Source organism: Pseudomonas sp. RIT409 (assembly GCF_003052515.2).
Classification (GTDB): domain Bacteria; phylum Pseudomonadota; class Gammaproteobacteria; order Pseudomonadales; family Pseudomonadaceae; genus Aquipseudomonas.
This window is the reverse complement of record NZ_QARE02000002.1, coordinates 388,797-408,621: the sequence shown is the minus strand read 5'-3', so window position 1 is coordinate 408,621 and position 19,825 is coordinate 388,797. Positions and strand designations below refer to the sequence as shown.

The 19,825-nt window shown below is 60.6% G+C and carries 19 protein-coding genes; 14 read left to right on the top strand and 5 right to left on the bottom strand.

Annotated features, from left to right (window positions below):
- Window positions 1-101 precede the first annotated feature (101 nt).
- The 7 genes from rfbB to DBP26_RS04410 all read left to right on the top strand — a co-directional run bounded on the left by rfbB (window position 102) and on the right by DBP26_RS04410 (window position 7,288).
- Window positions 102-1,181, top strand: coding sequence for a dTDP-glucose 4,6-dehydratase (gene rfbB, locus DBP26_RS04440; protein WP_108236069.1), 1,080 nt, complete (start codon window positions 102-104; stop codon window positions 1,179-1,181).
- Window positions 1,178-2,053: a glucose-1-phosphate thymidylyltransferase RfbA gene (rfbA, locus tag DBP26_RS04435; RefSeq protein WP_108236070.1), complete on the top strand. Its 876-nt coding sequence runs from the start codon at window positions 1,178-1,180 to the stop codon at window positions 2,051-2,053. Before rfbB ends, rfbA begins: the two co-directional genes overlap by 4 nt.
- Entirely contained in the window at window positions 2,050-2,595 is a 546-nt protein-coding gene (gene rfbC, locus DBP26_RS04430) for a dTDP-4-dehydrorhamnose 3,5-epimerase (RefSeq protein WP_108236071.1), read from the top strand. Before rfbA ends, rfbC begins: the two co-directional genes overlap by 4 nt.
- A complete protein-coding gene (gene rfbD, locus DBP26_RS04425) occupies window positions 2,592-3,479 on the top strand; it encodes a dTDP-4-dehydrorhamnose reductase (RefSeq protein WP_108236072.1) in 888 nt (295 codons plus the stop codon). The genes rfbC and rfbD overlap by 4 nt, the downstream gene beginning before the upstream one ends.
- A 164-nt stretch (window positions 3,480-3,643) precedes the next feature.
- Entirely contained in the window at window positions 3,644-5,455 is a 1,812-nt protein-coding gene (locus tag DBP26_RS04420) for an ATP-binding protein (RefSeq protein ID WP_108236073.1), read from the top strand.
- Window positions 5,452-6,831: a sigma-54 dependent transcriptional regulator gene (locus tag DBP26_RS04415; protein ID WP_108236074.1), complete on the top strand. Its 1,380-nt coding sequence runs from the start codon at window positions 5,452-5,454 to the stop codon at window positions 6,829-6,831. Before DBP26_RS04420 ends, DBP26_RS04415 begins: the two co-directional genes overlap by 4 nt.
- A complete protein-coding gene (locus tag DBP26_RS04410; RefSeq protein ID WP_108236075.1) occupies window positions 6,818-7,288 on the top strand; it encodes a thioesterase domain-containing protein in 471 nt (156 codons plus the stop codon). The genes DBP26_RS04415 and DBP26_RS04410 overlap by 14 nt, the downstream gene beginning before the upstream one ends.
- A gap of 69 nt (window positions 7,289-7,357) precedes the next feature.
- Here the strand turns inward: DBP26_RS04410 and cysQ are convergent, their stop codons facing one another.
- The gene (cysQ, locus tag DBP26_RS04405; RefSeq protein WP_108236076.1) at window positions 7,358-8,200 is read right to left on the bottom strand and encodes a 3'(2'),5'-bisphosphate nucleotidase CysQ; all 843 of its coding nucleotides are present in this window, start codon (window positions 8,198-8,200) and stop codon (window positions 7,358-7,360) included.
- Window positions 8,197-8,763 carry an ADP compounds hydrolase NudE gene (gene nudE / locus DBP26_RS04400; RefSeq protein WP_108236077.1) on the bottom strand — a complete coding sequence of 189 codons (567 nt, stop codon included), beginning with the start codon at window positions 8,761-8,763 and terminating at the stop codon, window positions 8,197-8,199. The genes cysQ and nudE overlap by 4 nt, the downstream gene beginning before the upstream one ends.
- 97 nt (window positions 8,764-8,860) lie before the next feature.
- Between nudE and yrfG the strand changes: the two genes are divergently transcribed.
- The 5 genes from yrfG to DBP26_RS04375 all read left to right on the top strand — a co-directional run bounded on the left by yrfG (window position 8,861) and on the right by DBP26_RS04375 (window position 14,558).
- Window positions 8,861-9,523 carry a GMP/IMP nucleotidase gene (yrfG, locus tag DBP26_RS04395; RefSeq protein WP_108236078.1) on the top strand — a complete coding sequence of 221 codons (663 nt, stop codon included), beginning with the start codon at window positions 8,861-8,863 and terminating at the stop codon, window positions 9,521-9,523.
- A 151-nt stretch (window positions 9,524-9,674) separates the two neighbouring features.
- Window positions 9,675-10,562: a LysR family transcriptional regulator gene (locus tag DBP26_RS04390; protein WP_108236079.1), complete on the top strand. Its 888-nt coding sequence runs from the start codon at window positions 9,675-9,677 to the stop codon at window positions 10,560-10,562.
- Between the two features lie 95 nt (window positions 10,563-10,657).
- Window positions 10,658-11,491, top strand: a complete 834-nt coding sequence (gene fdhD, locus DBP26_RS04385) for a formate dehydrogenase accessory sulfurtransferase FdhD (RefSeq protein ID WP_108236080.1) — start codon at window positions 10,658-10,660, stop codon at window positions 11,489-11,491.
- A gap of 8 nt (window positions 11,492-11,499) precedes the next feature.
- Window positions 11,500-13,830 (top strand): FdhF/YdeP family oxidoreductase, encoded by a 2,331-nt coding sequence (locus tag DBP26_RS04380; RefSeq protein WP_177411005.1) that lies wholly within the window; start codon window positions 11,500-11,502, stop codon window positions 13,828-13,830.
- A gap of 257 nt (window positions 13,831-14,087) precedes the next feature.
- Window positions 14,088-14,558, top strand: a complete 471-nt coding sequence (locus DBP26_RS04375) for a glycine zipper domain-containing protein (RefSeq protein WP_108236082.1) — start codon at window positions 14,088-14,090, stop codon at window positions 14,556-14,558.
- A gap of 49 nt (window positions 14,559-14,607) precedes the next feature.
- Here the strand turns inward: DBP26_RS04375 and DBP26_RS04370 are convergent, their stop codons facing one another.
- Window positions 14,608-15,033 carry a thioesterase family protein gene (locus DBP26_RS04370; RefSeq protein WP_108236083.1) on the bottom strand — a complete coding sequence of 142 codons (426 nt, stop codon included), beginning with the start codon at window positions 15,031-15,033 and terminating at the stop codon, window positions 14,608-14,610.
- Between the two features lie 223 nt (window positions 15,034-15,256).
- On the opposite strand from DBP26_RS04370, the gene DBP26_RS04365 reads away from it, so the two are divergent.
- Complete coding sequence (locus DBP26_RS04365; protein ID WP_108236084.1) at window positions 15,257-16,066, top strand: hypothetical protein; 810 nt, start codon at window positions 15,257-15,259, stop codon at window positions 16,064-16,066.
- 168 nt (window positions 16,067-16,234) lie between these two features.
- Here the strand turns inward: DBP26_RS04365 and DBP26_RS04360 are convergent, their stop codons facing one another.
- Together DBP26_RS04360 and hslO are read right to left on the bottom strand one after the other, a co-directional pair.
- Window positions 16,235-17,776: a phosphoenolpyruvate carboxykinase gene (locus DBP26_RS04360; protein WP_108236085.1), complete on the bottom strand. Its 1,542-nt coding sequence runs from the start codon at window positions 17,774-17,776 to the stop codon at window positions 16,235-16,237.
- A gap of 191 nt (window positions 17,777-17,967) precedes the next feature.
- Window positions 17,968-18,870, bottom strand: coding sequence for an Hsp33 family molecular chaperone HslO (hslO, locus tag DBP26_RS04355; RefSeq protein WP_108236086.1), 903 nt, complete (start codon window positions 18,868-18,870; stop codon window positions 17,968-17,970).
- Window positions 18,871-18,970: 100 nt separating this feature from the next.
- Here hslO and DBP26_RS04350 point away from each other — a divergent pair, with 100 nt between their 5' ends.
- Complete coding sequence (locus DBP26_RS04350; RefSeq protein WP_108236087.1) at window positions 18,971-19,780, top strand: phosphatase PAP2 family protein; 810 nt, start codon at window positions 18,971-18,973, stop codon at window positions 19,778-19,780.
- Window positions 19,781-19,825 lie beyond the last annotated feature (45 nt).

The following is a 19,825-nucleotide window of genomic DNA, read 5'->3' as shown; positions in this document are numbered from 1 at the left end:
ATTTCATGGCTTTCGGGCGGTTTGTACCTTGCGCCGGACACCATGCACACACAAGCTATGCTTCGTTATCTAAAAGTCCAGCCAGGGAATAAGGTCTCTCCATGCGAATACTTGTTACCGGTGGCGCCGGTTTTATCGGCTCTGCATTGATCCGCCATCTGATCAACAACACCGATCACGACGTACTGAACCTCGACAAGCTGACGTACGCGGGCAACCTCGAATCGTTGCAGAGCATCGTGACCAATACCCGGTACGAGTTCGTGCAGCAGGACATCGTCGATCAGGCCGCGGTCAGCAAAGTGCTCGCTCGCTTCAGACCCGACGCGATCATGCACCTGGCGGCCGAATCACACGTTGATCGCTCCATCGATGGCCCGTCAGCCTTCATCCAGACGAACATCGTCGGCACGTACAGCCTGCTCGAAGCCACCCGCGGCTACTGGCAAGGGTTACCGGAGGCCGAGCGTGCAGCGTTCCGCTTTCACCACATTTCCACCGACGAGGTGTATGGCGACCTGCACGGCGTTGACGACCTGTTCACGGAAACCACGCCCTACGCGCCCAGCTCCCCGTATTCAGCCAGCAAAGCGGCGTCTGACCACCTGGTTCGCGCCTGGCAGCGCACCTATGGCTTGCCGGTCGTGGTCACCAACTGTTCGAACAACTACGGCCCCTTCCACTTCCCGGAAAAGCTGATTCCCCTGGTGATTCTGAACGCGCTCGCGGGCAAGCCGCTGCCTGTGTATGGCAATGGCTTGCAGGTGCGCGACTGGCTGTACGTCGAGGACCACGCCCGGGCCCTGCTTAAAGTCGTCACCGAAGGCAAGGTCGGTGAAACCTATAACATCGGTGGCCATAACGAGCAGAAGAACATCGATGTGGTGCGGGGCATCTGCGCCTTGCTCGAGGAACTGGCTCCCGAGCAGCGCAAGGGTGTGGCGAATTACGCGGACCTCATCACCTACGTGACCGACCGCCCCGGCCATGACATGCGCTACGCCATCGACGCCAGCAAGATCGAGCGCGAATTGGGCTGGAAGCCGGAAGAAACCTTCGAATCCGGGCTGCGCAAAACCGTGCAGTGGTATTTGGATAACCTGGAATGGTGCCGCAACGTACAGGACGGCAGCTATCAAGGGGAACGTTTGGGCACTCACGTCAAGGATCTGATCGCATGACCAAAGGAATCGTACTGGCCGGTGGCTCCGGCACACGCCTGCACCCCATTACCCTTGGCGTTTCGAAACAGCTGCTCCCCATCTACGACAAACCGATGATCTATTACCCGATTTCGGTACTGATGCTGGCGGGCATCAAGGAAATACTGATCATCTCCACGCCGTTGGATTTGCCTCAGTACCGCGCCCTGTTAGGGGACGGCAGCCAGTTCGGCGTGCGATTCAGTTACGCCGAGCAACCCAAACCCGACGGGCTCGCACAAGCATTCCTGATCGGCGAATCCTTCATCGGCAGTGACTCGGTGTGCCTGATTCTGGGCGACAACATTTTTCACGGCCAGCATTTCAGCGACCAGCTCAAGCGGGCGGCCGCCAACACCTCAGGCGCCACCGTGTTCGGCTATTGGGTCAAGGACCCGGAGCGTTTCGGGGTGGTGGACTTCGACGAGGCGGGCAATGCGCTGTCCATCGAGGAAAAGCCGAGCAAACCGAAGTCCAGTTATGCCGTCACCGGGCTGTACTTTTACGATAACGATGTGATTCAGGTGGCCAAGGACGTCAAGCCGTCCCCGCGCGGCGAGCTGGAAATCACCGACGTCAACAATGCTTATCTGCAGCGCGGCGGCCTGCGCGTCGAACGCTTCGGCCGCGGTTTTGCCTGGCTCGACACCGGAACGCACGACAGCCTGCTGGACGCTTCTCAGTACGTGCAAACCATCGAACATCGCCAAGGCCTTAAAGTGGCCTGCCTGGAGGAGATCGCCTACCAGAATGGCTGGATCGACCGGGCTCACCTGCTGTCCCGGGCCGAGTATTTCGGCAAGACGGGCTACGGCCAGTACCTGTTCAAGGTTGCAGGGGAATACCAGTGAACGTCATCGAAAGCGAGTTGCCTGAAGTCCTCATCATCGAGCCCAAAGTGTTCGGCGACGAGCGTGGCTTCTTCTACGAGAGTTTCAACGCCAGAGCCTTCGCCGAGGCGACGGGCGTTACCGCCCAGTTCGTGCAGGACAACCATTCGCGCTCCCAGAAAGGCGTGCTGCGCGGCCTGCATTATCAGATCGAAAACCCGCAGGGCAAGTTGGTGCGGGTCACCGCAGGCGCCGTGCTGGACATCGCGGTGGACATCCGCCGGAGCTCGCCGCACTTCGGCCGCTGGTTCGGCATCGAGCTGTCGGCCGCGAACGCCCGTCAGCTGTGGATTCCGGCAGGGTTTGCCCATGGCTTCGTGGTACTGAGCGACCACGCCGAGTTCCTCTACAAAACCACGGATTACTACACGCCCTCCGCGGAACGCTGCATTCGCTGGGACGACCCCGACCTGGCCATCGACTGGGGGCTGACCGAAGCGCCGCGGCTTTCGGCCAAGGACCAAGTGGGCAAACTCCTGAAAGAAGCGGACCTGTTCCCGTGAGCTCGCCGCTGCGAATACTCATCAGCGGGCAACACGGCCAAGTCTCGCAGGCACTGCAGCCTAGCCTGAACGGCCTGGGTGAATTGATTGTGTTGGGGCGAGAGCGACTGGACCTGAGCCAGCCGGAAACGATTCGAGCCGTGGTGCGCGACATCCGGCCGGACCTGATCATCAACGCGGCGGCCCATACGGCAGTGGACCAGGCTGAAAGCGAGCCGGCCCTGGCGCAAGCGATCAACGCGACTGCCCCGGGTGTATTTGCCGAAGAGGCGAAAGCGCTGGGTGTGCCCTTCATTCATTACTCCACCGATTATGTATTCGATGGCAGCAAGGAGGGCGCCTGGACGGAATCCGACACCCCCCACCCGCTGGGGGTTTACGGCAGCAGCAAGCTGGCCGGTGAACAGGCCGTCGCCCAGGTGGGAGGGCAGTATCTGATCCTGCGAACGAGCTGGGTGTACTCGCTGACCGGGCGCAATTTCCTGTTGACCATGCAGCGCCTGCTGCAAGAGCGCGAGAAACTCACCGTGGTCGCCGACCAGATCGGCGCGCCGACCTGGGCCGGCACCATCGCCCAAAGCACCCGTCAATTGATCGAACGCTGGCGTGAGGGCAACCCCGGCGCCTGGGGTGTCTATCACCTGACCGCGTCGGGGGAGACATCGTGGTTTGGCTTCGCGCAGGCGATCGGCCAACAATTGATCGCCTCGGGCAAGCGTTGCGCAGAGCTGGCGCCTATTCCGTCGAGCGCCTACCCGACCCCGGCAAAACGCCCGCTCAACTCGCGCCTGGATTGCAGCCGCCTGCAACGGGAATGGGCCGTCAGTCAACCAAACTGGCATGACGCACTGCTGGCGTGTCTGGCGCAGCAACGATCAGCCTAGTGGGGCGCCTGCTGCCCCCGTATCGCGTGTAATCTATTGCGACCGCTGCGCGCTCGTTCGCCGAAGTCGCCGCTCCCTGCCGCCAGACGCATGCCCCCGCAGGAGCGCTTCATCCGCAAGACGTCGATGCAGGCACCACACAAAATCGGCAGCGTACGCATACGATGAACAGCACTACCCTCCCCCGCCGCCCTCGCTGGCGCAGCCTCGCCCTGCTGGCGCTGATCCTCGCGCCGCTGCTCTGGCCGTTGGAACGCCTGGCCGAGCATTACTACCGCAATGAGTTGCTGAGCCAGAATCGCCAGACGCTGGACCTGTATGTCGCCAACCTGCTCGGCACGCTGCACCGCTATGAGGTGCTGCCGCAAATCCTCGGCGATCTGCCGGGCTTGCGCGCTATGCTGGCCAACCCGCAGGACAAACTGGCCCAAAACCAGGCGAATATGCTGTTGATGAACACAGCTCGTCAGACCGGCGCGGAAGTGATCTACCTGATGGCCCCTAACGGAGACACCCTGGCCGCATCCAATTGGGACAAGCGCGACAGTTTCGTCGGCCGCAACTTTGCCTTCCGGCCGTACTTCAGCAACGCGATGGCGGGCCAATTGGGGCGGTTTTTCGGGCTGGGCACTACGTCCGCCAAGCGTGGCTATTTCTTCGCGGCTGCCGTGCGGGATGGCAACACCGTGATCGGCGTGTTGGTGGTGAAGGTCGACCTGGACCTGACCGAAACCCTCTGGGGCAAGACACCCGAGCAATTGCTGGTGACCGATCACAACGGCGTGGTGATTCTCACCTCGAATCCCAGCTGGCGTTTTCGCGCCACTCGCCCGCTCAGTGAAGAAGAAAAGCAGGCCATCGTCGCCATTCAACCGTATCCCACCCGCGACCCGCGGCCTTTGCAGCTCGATGAAAATGGCTGGCTGACGCAGACGCAACAAATCGATGAAACAGGCTGGAGCGTGAACATCCTGGCACCCAAGGTGCTGGTGTCGCGCCCGGTGCGAACGGTCGTCGCCATCGGGGGCGCGGCCTTGTTGGTGTTGATGCTGCTGCTCGGCATCATGATGCAGCGGCGTCGGCATTATCTGGATCGCATCCATTTCGAAGGCAAGGCCAGGCGCGAACTGGAAGCGCGGGTCATCGAGCGCACCAGCGATCTGGAAGGTCTCAACCAGCGCCTGCGCCAGGAAGTGCTCGAACGCGAGCACGCGCAGCAAGAGCTGTTTCGGGCTCAGGATGAGCTGGTCCAGGCAGGTAAATTGTCGGCGCTGGGCACGATGTCGGCGAGTATCAGCCATGAGCTCAATCAGCCATTGGCGGCGATTCGCAGCTACGCGGAAAACGCCGAGATTCTTCTCGACCATCAACGCACCGACGATGCGCGCGGCAACCTCAAGCTGATCAGTGAGCTGACTGGCCGCATGGCGTCGATCATCGCGCATTTGCGGGCCTTCGCCCGCCGCGACCGGCATGCACCGGAAAGCGTGGCCCTGCAGCCCGCACTGGATGATGCCTTGGCGCTGCTCGCCAAGCGCCGCCGCGCCATGGACGTGGAATTGATCCGCGACCTGCCCGCCGCCACGCTCTGGGTACAGGCGGGGGAAACCCGCTTGCGCCAGGTGCTGGGCAACCTGCTGGCGAACGCGCTCGATGCGCTGACCGAAAAAGGCCCGCCACGCAAGTTGTGGATAAGTGCCGAACACAATGCCGAGGGCGTCAATCTGTACATTCGCGACAACGGTCCGGGATTTTCCCGCGAAGCATTGGAGCACGCGCGTGAGCCGTTCTTCACCACCAAGACCCGTACGCAGGGGTTGGGGCTGGGCCTTGCGATCTGCGATACCCTGATGCGCGCACTGGGCGGCGAGCTGCTGTTCGCCAACCACCCTGAAGGCGGCGCGCTGCTCACACTGCGCATGCGCACGGCCGCATCAGGGGTCAGTCTTCAACCGCCGGAGGATTTATCTGCATGACCACGGAGACCGCCATCGACAGCCGCGTGCAGGTGGTGCTGATCGACGACGACCCGCATCTTCGTCAGGCCTTGAGCCAGACCCTGGACCTGGCAGGCCTCAAGGTGCTGTCGCTCAGCGATGCCAAAGGCGTTCCGGCGCGGCTCGAACGTGACTGGCCTGGGGTGATCGTCAGCGACATCCGCATGCCCGGCATCGATGGTCTTGAATTGCTTAACCAGCTGCACGCCCAGGATCCTGAGTTGCCCGTGCTGCTGATCACCGGCCACGGCGACGTGCCTTTGGCGGTGCAGGCGATGCGCGCGGGGGCCTACGACTTTTTGGAAAAGCCTTTCGCCAGCGATGCGTTGCTCGATAGCGTACGCCGCGCATTGGCCTTGCGCCGGCTGGTGCTCGATAACCGCAGCCTGCGGATGGAACTGAGCGACCGCCAGCAATTGAGCGCGCGGTTGGTGGGGCTTTCGGCGCCCATCCAGCGCCTGAGGGATCAGATCGGCGCACTGGCGGCCACCAAGGCCGACGTGTTGATTTTGGGCGAGACCGGCGCAGGCAAAGAGGTGGTTGCGCGCGCGCTGCATGACCTGTCGAGCCGACGCAATGGCCCCTTCGTGGCGATCAACGCCGGAGCGCTGGCCGAATCGGTGGTGGAAAGCGAACTCTTCGGCCACGAACCGGGTGCGTTCACTGGAGCCCAAAAGCGGCGCATCGGTAAGTTCGAGTTTGCCAACGGTGGCACGCTGTTTCTCGATGAGATCGAGAGCATGAGCATGGACGTGCAAGTCAAATTGCTGCGGCTGTTGCAGGAGCGAGTCGTCGAGCGCTTGGGCGCCAACCAGCAGATCCCGCTGGATATCCGCATCGTTGCCGCCACCAAGGAGGATCTGCGCCAGGCCGCCGACCAGGGGCGCTTCCGCGCCGACTTGTATTACCGTTTGAATGTCGCCCCCTTGCGCATTCCGCCCCTGCGCGAGCGGGGCGAAGACGCCTTGGTGCTGTTCCAGCATTTCGCAGACGCCGCCAGCCTGCGCCATGGGCTGAGCCGCCGCGAACTCCAACCGGGACACCGAGCGATGCTGTTACGCCACAGTTGGCCCGGCAACGTGCGTGAATTGCAGAACGCGGCTGAACGCTTCGCGCTGGGCCTTGAGCTGGAACTCGAAGGCGGCGCACCTCAGCCAGTGCACGCGTCGACCGGGGGTTTGAGCGATCAGGTCGAGGCCTTCGAACGGGCGCTCATCGCCGCGGAACTGACCCGCCCTCACAGCTCGGTGCGCAGCCTGGCCGAAGCGCTGGGCGTGCCGCGCAAGACGTTGCATGACAAGCTGCGCAAGCATGGCCTGAATTTCAGTGGGGGGGCTTCGGATGACAGCGAATGAATCGGGCTCTCCCGCCCAACACCTCGAACAGGTGCTGTACCGGGACATTCCCTTGACGCGGCACATGGGCGTCAAAGTCATTCAATGGCAGGACCACCGCCTGCATTTGCATCTGCCGTTGGCTCCGAACGTCAACCACAAGAGCACGCTGTTCGGCGGCAGCCTGTACTGCGGCGCGGTACTGGCGGGCTGGGGCTGGTTGTATCTACGGCTGAAGGAAGCAGGAATAGACGACGGCCACATCGTCATCCAAGACGGCCAGATCAGCTACCCGCTGCCCGTGAAAGCTGACGCAATCGCCATTTGCGATGCGCCGGATCACGCGACGTGGGACAGGTTCCTGAAGCTCTATCAGCGCCGCGGCCGCGCCAGGTTGGCACTGCCTACGCGCATCGTCGTCGAAGGCTCGGATGATTCGGCAGTGGCGTTTGTCGGCCAGTACGTGCTGCATCGATAACTGCGAGGCCGCCAGATGGGAGCCGGTGCAGGTCTCCCGCCCCGGTCGGTACCGGAGCGCGACCAGCGATCAGCCCTTGGCCAACTCAACCAATGCGCCACGCCAGGCTGCGTCTTTGGGCAATGCCAGGAAGAACCCATTCAGCAACGATTCCCGGGCCGGATAATCGAACGCTTCGCCCGCCAGATTCAACACTGCGCCGCCAGCCCCTTCCAGCACCCCCTGGGCGGCCGCCGTATCCCACTGTGAGGTCGGTGCGAGTCTGGGGTAACAATCCGCCGAGCCTTCTGCCAGCAGGCAGAACTTCAATGAGCTGCCGATGTTGGTCAACTGCAGCTCACCCACCACTGACGAAAGGCCTGCGAGCAGTTTCTCCTGTGCCGGGCTGGAATGACGACGGCTAGCGACTACCGTAAACGCCTCGCCCTCGACAGGCTGTTGGCGGACGCTGATCGGCTGAACGTGCTGGGGACTGTCACTGCGCCATGCACCCAAACCGTCGCCGCCGAAGTAACAGCGATCATGCGTCGGCATCGACACGACGCCGAACACGACCCGGCCGCGTTCGATGAGCGCGACATTGACGGTGAATTCGTCACTGCCGGAAATGAACTCCTTGGTGCCGTCCAGCGGGTCCACCAGCCACCAGCGCTCCCACCGAGCGCGCTCATGCAGCGGAATGTCCGCGTCCTCTTCGGACAGAATGTGAATGCTGGGGTCCAGCGCCTTCAGTCCGCTCACCAGCACTTCGTGGGCCGCCAGGTCCGCAGCCGTCACCGGCGAGTTATCCGATTTGGCCGTGACCTCCACACCTGAGCGCCAGAAGGGCAGGATCGCCTCGCCTGCCTGTCGGCATAGGGCAATCACCGGTGACAGCAAGGGATGGGGCAACGCTGAAAAAACGCCGGTCATGCTTGAAACGCTCCGCGTAGGGTCAACAGGTCACGGGCCAGGTACAACGCCGCCAGCGCGCGACCTTCGGAAAATTGAGGATTTTGGGCCAGGCTGGCCAGGTCACGCAGGTTGATTTTGTCCACGCGCATCGGTTCGGGCTCATCGCCCAACAAACGCTCTTCGTACAGGTCGGTGGCCAACACCACTTGAATCTTCTGGCTCATGTAGCCCGGCGACAGCGAAAGCTCGGTGAGGTGCTCAAGGCTGCGCGCACCGAACCCGGCTTCTTCCTTGAGTTCGCGGTTGGCCGCCGCCAGCACATCTTCACCCGGTTCGACGAGGCCTTTGGGCAACGAGAGCTCGTATTCATCGGTACCACCGCAATACTCCTCCACCAGCACAGCGTGCTCGGCATCCAGCATCGCTACGATCATCACCGCGCCGTAACCGTTACCTCGCCCCACCAGGCGCTCATAAACGCGCTCGACACCGTTGGAAAAGCGCAACTGCACCTCCTCGACACGGAAGAGACGGCTACTGGCGACAATTTCCCGGGCGAGGACGGTAGGTTTCTGGCGCATGACAAGCTCCTTGGCATAGACGGGTTACTATACCGTGGCTTTTCTGAATGTCTGTGCCCGATGGCCACAGCGATTTATTCAACGCCGAGAGACCACGATGCCTTCTTTGCCCTGGCACGATATCGACACCGTTCTGCTGGATATGGACGGGACGCTGCTCGACCTCCACTTCGACAACCATTTCTGGCTGGAGCACCTTCCGCAACGTTATGCCCAATTGCACGGTGTCAGCCTGGCGATGGCGCACATGGAGTTGATGCCACTGTTCGAGAAGAACGCTGGGACCTTGAACTGGTATTGCACTGACTTCTGGAGCGCAGAGCTGAACCTGTCGGTGAAGGATCTGAAGGTCGAAATCGCCCACTTGATCGCCCTCAGGCCGGACGCGGAGACCTTCCTGGCCGCCGTCCAGCGAGCAGGCAAACGGGTGATCATGATCACCAACGCTCACCGCGACTCGCTGTCGTTGAAAATGGAGCGGCTGGAGCTGGCGCCTTATTTCGAACGCCTGATCAGCTCCCACGATTACGGTTATCCAAAAGAAAACCCGCAGTTCTGGGATGCGTTGCACGACGATATCCAATTCGACCCGGCCCGCAGCCTGTTCATCGATGACACCCTGCCCATTTTGCGCAGCGCGCAGCGCTATGGCGTGAAGCATTTGCTGGCGGTGCGTGAACCCGACAGCCGCAAGGGGCCGAAGGACACCGAGGAGTTCGCTGCGGTTGAGGATTATCGGGCGTTGATTCAAGGCCTTTGACCCCCGTTGCGATGAACACGGGGGGCGTCGAAGTTGGAGGGTACGCGCTTGCAAGTCTGAACCTGGCTGCACATCTGCGCCTCACCCATCCCCATGCGACAGGTCGCCGCGCTAGAATCCCCGAGCCAGACCGGCGCAAATCGGAGTGACAATGGACATCAAACAGCTGAAATTCCTGATTGCCCTCGACGAAACCCGACATTTCGGACAGGCCGCTGCCCGGTGCCACATCACCCAGCCCACGTTGTCCATGCGCTTGCGCAGCCTGGAAGAGGAGCTTGATCTCCCTTTGGTCAATCGGGGTCAGCGTTTCGAAGGTTTCACCGCACCCGGCGAGCGGGTTCTGGCCTGGGCACGGACGGTGCTGGCCGCTTACGACGGTTTGCAGGCGGAAGCCGCCGCCTGTCGTGGGCATCTGGTCGGGACGCTGAGGCTCGGCGTGGTGCCGCTGTCGAACTTCGACCCCTTGCCGCTGCTGCAACGCCTGCACGAGGCTCACCCGAACATGCGTTTCGAGTTGTCTTCGCTCAGCTCCGAGCAGATTCTCGACCACTTGGCGAGCAACCGTCTGGACCTGGGCGTGTCGTACCTGGAGCGTCTGGACACCGAGCGCTTCGATTCGCTGGAACTGGCCGAAACCCGCATGGGGCTGATTTACGACCAGCGGCATTTCAGTTTCGGCGACGCACCGTTGAGTTGGGAAAGCCTGATCGAACTGCCCTTGGGAATGCTGACGAGCGGCATGCACTTCCGTCAATCCATCGATCACAACTTCCACAGCCGTGGCCTTGAACCGCAGCCACTGATCCAGACCGATGCCGTCCACCAATTGCTGCAAGCCGTTCACGGTGGCTTCTGTTGCGCAATCATGCCGCTGGATGGAGGCCTGGAATCCCTAACCACGCACTTGCGTCTGCAACCCATCGAACAGGCCCAGACGCTGGCGAGACTGGGGCTGATCATGCGTCGCTCCGCCCCCCGCTCGGCGTTGGCAGAAGCCTGTTTCGGCCTCTACCAGAAAATGATCGAGACACCTTGATCGACGTCATCTATCAGTGCATCAGTACTAGCGATTAGACGTTATCTCATCGACGGCCTAGGCTTAGAACCTGTTAAATCTGCCGGTACGTCCCGATGCATCCCAAGCACACGGAAAGCACGGCGCCCGCAAAACCACTGCCCGCGCCCGCCGCAAGCCAGTCTTACCGCTACTCGAACCTGGAACACGACACGTCCGAGCCCACCGCGCTCGCCGAAGAAGTCGCGTTGGCGATTGCCTATAACGGCATCAGCCAAGCGGTGATGCTGGTAACTCCCAGCGATCTGGAAGACTTCATCGTCGGTTTCAGTATTGGCAGCGGCATCATCGAATCGCCGGATGAAATCTACGACATCAAGCTGGGTGGCTGCGGCTCTGCGCAAACCGCAGAAGTGGAAATCGCCAGTCGCGCGTTCTGGAATCTCAAGACTCAGCGCCGCCAACTGGCAGGCACCAGTGGCTGCGGGCTGTGCGGGGTAGAGGCCGTGGAACAGGCGCTGCCCGACCTGAACGTATTGCCGGGCGCACCGTTGCCGCCGGCGCAATGGCTCAAGGGGCTGAGGGAGCGTCTGGATGACTTCCAGCCGCTGGGCCAACACTGTGGCGCGGTCCATGCGGCCATGTTCATGAACGATCGAGGCGAATTGATGCTCGGTCGTGAAGACATCGGGCGGCACAACGCTCTCGATAAATTGATCGGCGCGCTGATCCGACAGAACGTTCCGACCCAGGGTGGCCTGGCCATCGTCACCAGCCGCTGCAGCCTCGAATTGATCCAAAAAGTTTTGCGCGCCGGGATACAGACCCTTGTCAGCCTGTCTTCGCCCACGGGCCTGGCGCTGCAATGGGCCCGTCGCCATAACCTCAATCTCATCCATCTGCCGAAACACAGCGCGCCGCGGGTCTATAGTCCCGCCTTGGAGAATTAAGCGTGAGCATGCACAAACAAGCCGATAAGACACCCGTTCCGCGCTACAAGCCCTACAAAGGCCCGGCCGGTGGATGGGGCGCCCTGATCAGCGTGACCCAAGCCTGGCTGACCAGCGACAACGCCCTGAAAAACCTGCGCGCGATGCTCAAGACCAACCAGAATGGGGGCTTCGACTGCCCAGGCTGTGCATGGGGCGACTCGCCTGAAAGCGGCATGGTCAAGTTCTGCGAAAACGGCGCCAAGGCCGTGAACTGGGAGGCCACCAAGCGCCGCGTCGACCCGTCCTTCTTCGCCCGCTACAGCGTCAGCTCCTTGCTGGAGCAGAGCGACTACTGGCTTGAGTATCAGGGCCGTATCACCGAGCCCATGGTCTACGACGCCCAGACGGATCGTTACAAACCGATTGCCTGGGACGATGCGTTTGCCCTCATCGCCAAGCACCTGAATAGCCTGCCCAGCCCGAACATGGCCGAGTTCTACACCTCGGGTCGGGCCAGCAACGAAGCGGCGTACCTTTACCAGTTGTTCGTTCGTGCCTACGGCACCAACAACTTCCCCGACTGCTCGAACATGTGCCACGAGGCAAGCGGCGTCGCCCTGTCGCAAAGCGTGGGCGTGGGCAAAGGCACCGTCACGTTCGACGACTTCGAACATGCGGACGCTATTTTCGTCCTGGGGCAGAACCCCGGCACCAACCACCCACGAATGCTCGAACCGCTGCGAGAGGCGGTCAAGCGTGGCGCTCAGGTGGTCTGCGTCAACCCACTCAAAGAACGGGGTCTGGAGCGCTTCCAGCATCCTCAGCACCCGATCGAAATGCTCAGCAACGGCTCCGAGCCGACCAACACCGCCTATTTCCGCCCAGCGCTGGGAGGCGACATGGCCCTGCTGCGCGGGATGGCCAAATTCCTGTTGCAGTGGGAGCGCGATGCGCAGGCCAAAGGTGAGCCTGCGGTGTTCGATCACGACTTCATCAACGAACACACAAACGGTGTGTTGGATTACCTGGCCAAGGTCGACGAGACCCCATGGGACTTCATCGTCGAACAGTCCGGCCTTCCCCTGACGGATATCGAGCGCGCTGCGCGGATGTACGCCAAGGGCAAGAACGTGATCATGTGCTGGGCGATGGGGATCACCCAGCACCGCCATTCGGTACCGACCATTCAAGAGGTCGCGAACCTGATGCTGCTGCGTGGCAACATCGGCAAACCCGGCGCGGGCCTGTGTCCGGTCCGTGGGCACAGTAACGTGCAGGGCGACCGCACCATGGGCATCAACGAGCGCCCGCCAGCGTTCTTCCTCGATGCGCTGGAAAAACGCTTCCAGTTCAAAGTCCCACGCGAGAACGGCCACAACGTTGTCGAAGCCATCCATGCCATGCTCGAAGGGCGTGCGAAAGTGTTCATCGGTCTGGGCGGCAATTTCGCTCAAGCGACCCCGGACAGCCCGCGCACTTTCCAGGCGCTGTGCAATTGCGACCTGACCGTGCAGATCAGCACCAAGCTCAATCGCAGCCACCTGACCCACGGCAAGGAAGCGCTGATCCTGCCATGCTTTGGTCGGACCGACATCGACATGCAGGCTCAAGGCCCTCAAGCCGTCACCGTGGAAGACTCCTTCAGCATGGTTCACGCCTCCAACGGTCAACTCAAGCCGCTGTCGAATCAGATGCGCTCCGAGCCGGCGATTCTGGCGGGTATCGCCAACGCGACGGTCGGTAAAAACCCCGTGGACTGGCTGTGGCTGGTGGAAGATTACAGCCGTATTCGCGACCTGATTGCCGACACCATTCCGGCGTTCAAGGACTTCAACGAGAAGATCAAGCATCCGGGTGGGTTTTACCTAGGCAATACCGCGGGTTCGCGCAAGTGGAACACGCCAAGTGCCCGCGCCAACTTCAAGTCCAATCGGTTGCCGCAAGACCTGCTTCATGAGGGCATTCGCGGAGCCGGCGTCGTGCCGGACCTGATCATGCAGTCGATGCGCTCGCACGACCAGTACAACACCACGATCTACGGCCTGGACGATCGTTACCGCGGGGTGAAAGGCCAGCGCGACGTGCTGTTCCTGAATGAGGCCGATATCATGCGGCTGGGCTTCGTCCCAGGCCAGAAAGCCGATATCGTGTCGATCTGGGGCGATGACATCGTGCGTCGCGTCAAAGGGTTCACGCTGTTGCCGTTCGATATTCCCGCTGGCCAGGCGGCCGCCTACTATCCAGAAGTGAACCCTCTGGTCCCGCTGGAAAGCGTCGGTGAGGGCAGCCATACGCCGACGTCCAAGTTCGTCGCGATCAAACTGGAACGGCACAGCGAAGTCGCACGGATCGTCTGATTCGCTGGCGGGCATCGATAGACAGCAGTCTTCAGGTGCCCCCTAACGCGACAGGATTAAATGCCCACAAAAAAGGCCCGAATCGTCTGATTCGGGCCTGTTTGAAGTAGTCTAAGACTGGTCTAAAAGCCTTAAGTTCCAAAGCAAAAACAATAACTTATCGATTTGTATACAGATCGTGTTATTCGTCGGATTTCGATTGTGACAAATTCTTCATGATTGCAGGATCGCCTCGTCATCCCTACGAGCATCCTGACATGAAGTATTCCTCGATTCTGTTGTTGTCTCTCTCCCTGGCCACCGGGTTCGCCTCTGCAGGCGACAACCTGAACGCTGGTGTGGGCGGCGCATTGGGTGGGGTACTGGGTTCGGTCGTTGGCCAACAGATTGGTGGCAGCACCGGATCGGCGATCGGCGCAGGCCTTGGCGGCGCCGCAGGTGGCGCAGTGGGCGCCAACCGTCATAACCGCACTGAAGCTGCCATTGGCGGTGGCCTTGGCGCAGCGGGCGGCAACGTCATTGGCCGCAGCGTCGGCGGCAGCACCGGTAGCCTCATTGGCGCAGCAGCGGGCGGTGGCGCCGGCGGCGCGCTGGGCAACTACATGGGCGAAGAGAGTCGTCGTGACGATGACCGTCGTGGCTATCGTGGCGACCGCCGTCACTACGATCATGGACCTCGCCACCGCCACCATGACCGCGGGCACCACCGTGGCTGGCGCCATCGTTGATCCGTAATGTCATCCCTGAACCGGCCGCCTAAAAGCGGCCGGTCTCGTTTCAGACCAACAGCTTTTCCATGGCTACACGTAAAGGCACGGGAATCGGCACGGGTTGGTTTGATGCGCGGTCCACGAACACATGGACAAAACGCCCCGCTGCACACGCTTCCTGCTCCCCTGACTTGAATACAGCAAGCTCGTACTGCACCGAACTGTTACCCAACTTGCCGACCCTTAGGCCCACTTCGATCAGGTCCGGGAAGGCAATCGACGCAAAATAGTCGCATGACGAACTCACCACGAACCCCACCACCTCGCCACTGTGAATATCCAGCCCACCACACTCGATCAGATAGCTGTTCACTGCGCTGTCGAAATAGCTGTAATAGGTCACGTTGTTGACGTGACCATACAGGTCATTGTCGTGCCAGCGAGTGGTGATAGGTTGGAAATGGCGGTAGTCGCCGCGAAGTGAGGGCGTCATTCAGAAGTCCTTCCAGTGGTCGATCAATCGATCATACGGGGAAGCGCTCTCAATGAGGCATTCCATTAATGACCGGCGCCAAGCGCGAGCTAAGGCGCAAAGTGATTAGGCCCTACTAGCAAAACAACATCGCGCCGTTTAACCTCGCGGCATCGTCACCCGCGCTTCGCAAAACCATTCAGGGTTTCGACGCGCAGAAACCGAGACGCGCCAAGGAGAGGCAATGCCGTTCAAACAGCCGCCCGAAGATGACGGGCAGATCGTCATGCAACGTCTGGCATCCGACCAGTTCGACGTGGTATTGGGTTCACATCCCGGCAAGCGAAAGGTCGCCCCGGCCAAAACGACATGGCCGCTCAGCAGTATCGCCATTTGCTTGGCATTGGTTGGGACGATCATCTACCTCGTTACCCAGATGTTTCATCCCGCAAAGCCTCCAACGGCGGTTGTCGTTGTCACTGCCCCGCCCATCGAGGCCAGTGATGAGGCTACCTCGACCACCCCGCCGCCGGAAATCCGCACCAACGAGCAAGTTGTCTACATCGCCCCTAGGCCCGCCACCCAACCCGCAACGTCCAAGCGGCTGGATGACTGCCTTAAGGAAGGAAATGTCATCGACCGCGACGTCATCAACTGCCGGTTCGGAGATCCGCAACCTACCGACTACAACGCACCCCGCCCGCAAGGAATGGTGTCCGATCGATACATGGCGCAATACCGCTCATCAGCTACCCGGCCCAAATCCGAACCGACTGCCCATTACGATGTGGCTGGGGTATTCATCCGTGAAGTCGACGGCCGTAACCGCTATGAAGCGCGTTATCGCATCTATAACAACCACATCGAAAACAGCAGCGTTTGCATGAATTTCAAAAGTGACAGCGTTGAGTATCGCGAATGCAGACGCGCTGCCGAGCCGTATTTCAAAGACATGTGCAGTGACTGGAGCAAGCGTGTTGCCAGAGACAAGGAAGAGAAGAACAAGCTGGCGCAGGAACAGTATTGCGAAGCGGCGCGAAGTTATCGGCCTTGATCACCCCGCTTTGGCACTCCTTTTGACCCTGTCGATGAGGACAGGAAAAAGTGAGTGGTTCTTTTCTCACCCCGTATCGGTGAGGTCTATGAAGTGATGCTGCGATCGGAAAGACATCAATAAAAAAACCGCCCCGAAGGGCGGTTTCTCGTTCAGCAGAACCCGATCTTACAACTTCGGACCCGCTGCCTTGATGGCGTCGCTCACTTCGAACTTTTTGAAGTTCTCGATAAACAGGCCGGCCAGTGCTTTGGCAGCCTCATCGTATGCAGCCTTGTCAGCCCAGGTGTTGCGTGGGTTGAGCAGCGCGGTGTCGACGCCTGGAACGGACTTCGGCACGTCCAGATTGATCGTGTCCAGATGCTCGGTTTCAGCACCGACCAGCGAGCCGCTCTGAATGGCTGCGATGACGCCACGAGTGGTCGGAATGTTGAAGCGCTTGCCAACGCCGTAGCCACCGCCGGTCCAGCCGGTGTTGACCAGGTAGACCTTGGAGCCGAAGCCGCGGATGCGCTTGATCAGCAGCTCTGCGTACTCGCCCGCCGGACGCGGGAAAAACGGCGCGCCGAAGCAGGTGGAGAAGGTCGACTTGATGCCAGCGCCCGAGCCCATTTCGGTCGAACCGACCAGCGCGGTGTAGCCCGACAGGAAGTGGTAGGCCGCTTGTTCTTCGCTGAGGATCGACACAGGCGGCAGAACGCCGGTCAGGTCACAGGTCAGGAAGATCACAGCGTTTGGCTCGCCACCCAGGTTCTTCTCGGAGCGTTTTTCAACGTGCTCCAGCGGGTACGCGGCGCGGCTGTTCTGGGTCAGGCTGCTGTCGGCGTAGTCGGCGTGCTTGTTGGCATCCAGAACCACGTTTTCCAGCACGGCGCCGTGTTTGATGGCTTTCCAGATGACCGGCTCGTTCTTCTCGGAGAGGTCGATGCACTTGGCGTAGCAACCGCCCTCGATGTTGAACACCACGCCCTCGCCCCAGCCGTGCTCGTCGTCACCGATCAGGTAACGGCTTTCGTCGGCGGACAGGGTGGTCTTGCCGGTGCCCGACAGGCCGAAGAACAGGGTGACATCGCCTTCCTCACCAATGTTGGCGGCACAGTGCATTGGCAGCACATCCGCGGCTGGGAGCAGGAAGTTCTGCACCGAGAACATGGCTTTTTTCATCTCGCCGGCGTACCGCATACCCGCGATCAAGACCTTCTTCTGAGCGAAGTTGAGGATGACGCAACCATCGGAGTTGGTGCCGTCACGCTCGGGCACGCACTCGAAATTGGCAACGTTCAGCACTTGCCACTCTTCACGACCGGCCGGGTTGTATTGGGCCGGATTGATGAACAGGCAACGACCGAAAAGGTTCTGCCAGGCCGTTTGGGTGGTCATCTTGACGGCCAGGTAGTGGTCGGCCGCCGCGCCTACGTGAACGTGAGAAACGAAGTGTTCCTGAGCGTTGTTGAACGCTTCCACACGCGCCCATAGCGCATCGAATTTGTCAGCTGGGAATTTGCGGTTGATCGGACCCCACGCAATGGCATCCGTGGTGGTCGGTTCATCGACGATGAAACGGTCGACTGGCGAACGGCCCGTACGATGGCCGGTTTCGACCACCAGAGCGCCGGTATCGGACAGTACGCCTTCGCCGCGATTGAGGGCTTCTTTAACCAGATCGTCGACACTGAGATCGGTGTGAACGGCGTTATTGGCTTGCGTCATGAGATTCCCCGTCGGCCCGCTGGCCGAGTGCTCCAAACGTTTTGTAGTAGAAAAACCCAAACTACTACAGCTAAAAAGTGGCCGGATTATGCCAGAACCGCCCAAAAAAGGTAGGGCCCTCTTGTCAGAACTACATAATGAAAAGCCCGGCCCGCCGGGCAGAAACCATTCAGCCCGGCGCCCGCACTACATCAATGACGAGTGTCGGAGGGGATGTCGACCCCGCCACCGGCAAACAGTTGCGCGACATCGGTAGCGTCGAACAGATAGCGCTGGTTGCAGAACTGGCAATCGATCTCGACGATCCCGTTGTGCTCGGCGACCAGCTGTTGTGCATCTTCCGCGCCAAGGCTGACGAGGGCATTGGCGGAACGCTCGCGAGAGCAGCTGCAACGGAAAATCAGCGGCTGTACATCGAACATTCGCACCGCGTCTTCATGGAACAGACGATGAAGAACGGTCTCGTTATCGAGGCTCAACAGCTCTTCGCCGGTCAGCGTGTTGGCCAACGCCCGAACGTGTTGCCAGCTTGCCTGGCGTTCGTCCTCGTCTTTCAGGCGCTCAGGGGGTAGCTGCTGAAGCAGGAAACCACGCGCTCGCTTTCCATCGGCATACAGCCAGAACTCCGTGGGCAATTGCTCGGACTGAACGAAGTAATCCGACAGGCAACGGGCAAGGTTCTCCCCTTGCAGATCGACGATGCTTTGATAGCGCTTGCCCTGCCGTGGGTCGATGTTGATGACCAGCGTGCCTTCGGGCATCAACTCTTGCAGGGTGGCGCCGGGCTGGATCAGGCTCTCGTCGTACCGGGCGATACCGCGCAACTCGCGATCGCTCGAGCATTCGACCATCAGCAGCGAGACAGGGCCTTGAGAACGCGCCTGCAGCACCAGCAGACCGTCGAACTTGAGCGTGCCGACCAGCAAGGCCGCGGCAGAGAGCATTTCGCCCAACAACTGCGCCACCGGTTCAGGGTACGGGTGTTTGGCCAGCACTTCGGCGTAGCTGCGTTCCAGCGAGGCCAGTTCGCCTCGAACGTCGCTGTCATCGAACATGAAGCGCTGGGTGTTATCGGTATCCGGGAAATCGTGCATGGGAAATTGGTATCTGAAGTGATGACAAAGTGATGACGACCGCTTATAAAACGCGATTTAGCACCGACCAGGTGCACTGTCATGCCGATGGGGGCATTTTATGGACTATCCAGCGCTGTTCCAACCCAAGTGGAACGCCAAAAAATTCCTGCTGTGTAATCTAGTAGCGCTTGCACTGCTGCTGGTGTGGATCTGGCCGACGGGCCATGCGGCCTTTACCCAATTCGACGAGTGGTTTTTCCATCTTCTGAATCAGCCGCTCACGCAAAACAAAGCCTGGCTGTGGACTTGGACCATCGCCAGCATGCGCCCCTTCGACATCATCGTCGGGCTGATTCTGTTGATGTTGCTGATCAAGGGCGACTGGGTCTTCAAAGCAGCACAGACCCGCGCGGCACTGATCGGGTTCGTTCTGACCCTGATTCTGCTGCTCATCATCCGTACCGTCTTCTCCAAGATCATAGATCACACTTCACTTCAGCACGACAGCGCTTCAATGGTGATTCCGGACGCGGTCAAACTCAGCGAAATTTTCCCCACACTCGAAGACAAGTGGCAGCTCAAGGATCGATCGAGCCAAAGCTTCCCGGGCGATCACGCCTCCGTATTGCTGATCTGGGCCATGTTCATGACGGTCTATAGCCGCACGGTTGGCCAACGTGTAGTGATTTGGGTGCTGGCCTTCCTGTTCATGATGCCCCGGCTGGTCGCGGGTGCACACTGGGGGCAGGACGATTACATCGGGGGCGTGATGATTGCCCTGCTCGCGCTCGCCTGGAGTTGCTATACACCGTTCGCAGCCCACGCTACACGATTCCTGATGCGAGTGACGGCACCGCTTTTCAACCTGTTCGGCAAGCTTCCCTTGCTCGGATGCCTGAGCATCATGAAGCCAGGCGCGCGTGCCTGACGTCCTCATTCAGCATGATTTGTCGGCGGCATCCGTCGTTGCCGC

What these genes read in the sequence shown, in the direction of transcription:
- rfbB (WP_108236069.1), top strand. Translation starts at nt 102, where the DNA reads ATGCGAATACTTGTTACCGGTGGCGCCGGTTTTATCGGCTCTGCATTG.
- rfbA (WP_108236070.1), top strand. Translation starts at nt 1,178, where the DNA reads ATGACCAAAGGAATCGTACTGGCCGGTGGCTCCGGCACACGCCTGCAC.
- DBP26_RS04420 (WP_108236073.1), top strand. Translation starts at nt 3,644, where the DNA reads ATGAACAGCACTACCCTCCCCCGCCGCCCTCGCTGGCGCAGCCTCGCC.
- DBP26_RS04415 (WP_108236074.1), top strand. Translation starts at nt 5,452, where the DNA reads ATGACCACGGAGACCGCCATCGACAGCCGCGTGCAGGTGGTGCTGATC.
- DBP26_RS04410 (WP_108236075.1), top strand. Translation starts at nt 6,818, where the DNA reads ATGACAGCGAATGAATCGGGCTCTCCCGCCCAACACCTCGAACAGGTG.
- cysQ (WP_108236076.1), bottom strand. Translation starts at nt 8,200, where the DNA reads ATGACCGGCGTTTTTTCAGCGTTGCCCCATCCCTTGCTGTCACCGGTG.
- nudE (WP_108236077.1), bottom strand. Translation starts at nt 8,763, where the DNA reads ATGCGCCAGAAACCTACCGTCCTCGCCCGGGAAATTGTCGCCAGTAGC.
- yrfG (WP_108236078.1), top strand. Translation starts at nt 8,861, where the DNA reads ATGCCTTCTTTGCCCTGGCACGATATCGACACCGTTCTGCTGGATATG.
- DBP26_RS04390 (WP_108236079.1), top strand. Translation starts at nt 9,675, where the DNA reads ATGGACATCAAACAGCTGAAATTCCTGATTGCCCTCGACGAAACCCGA.
- fdhD (WP_108236080.1), top strand. Translation starts at nt 10,658, where the DNA reads ATGCATCCCAAGCACACGGAAAGCACGGCGCCCGCAAAACCACTGCCC.
- DBP26_RS04380 (WP_177411005.1), top strand. Translation starts at nt 11,500, where the DNA reads ATGCACAAACAAGCCGATAAGACACCCGTTCCGCGCTACAAGCCCTAC.
- DBP26_RS04375 (WP_108236082.1), top strand. Translation starts at nt 14,088, where the DNA reads ATGAAGTATTCCTCGATTCTGTTGTTGTCTCTCTCCCTGGCCACCGGG.
- DBP26_RS04370 (WP_108236083.1), bottom strand. Translation starts at nt 15,033, where the DNA reads ATGACGCCCTCACTTCGCGGCGACTACCGCCATTTCCAACCTATCACC.
- DBP26_RS04365 (WP_108236084.1), top strand. Translation starts at nt 15,257, where the DNA reads ATGCCGTTCAAACAGCCGCCCGAAGATGACGGGCAGATCGTCATGCAA.
- DBP26_RS04360 (WP_108236085.1), bottom strand. Translation starts at nt 17,776, where the DNA reads ATGACGCAAGCCAATAACGCCGTTCACACCGATCTCAGTGTCGACGAT.
- hslO (WP_108236086.1), bottom strand. Translation starts at nt 18,870, where the DNA reads ATGCACGATTTCCCGGATACCGATAACACCCAGCGCTTCATGTTCGAT.
- DBP26_RS04350 (WP_108236087.1), top strand. Translation starts at nt 18,971, where the DNA reads ATGGACTATCCAGCGCTGTTCCAACCCAAGTGGAACGCCAAAAAATTC.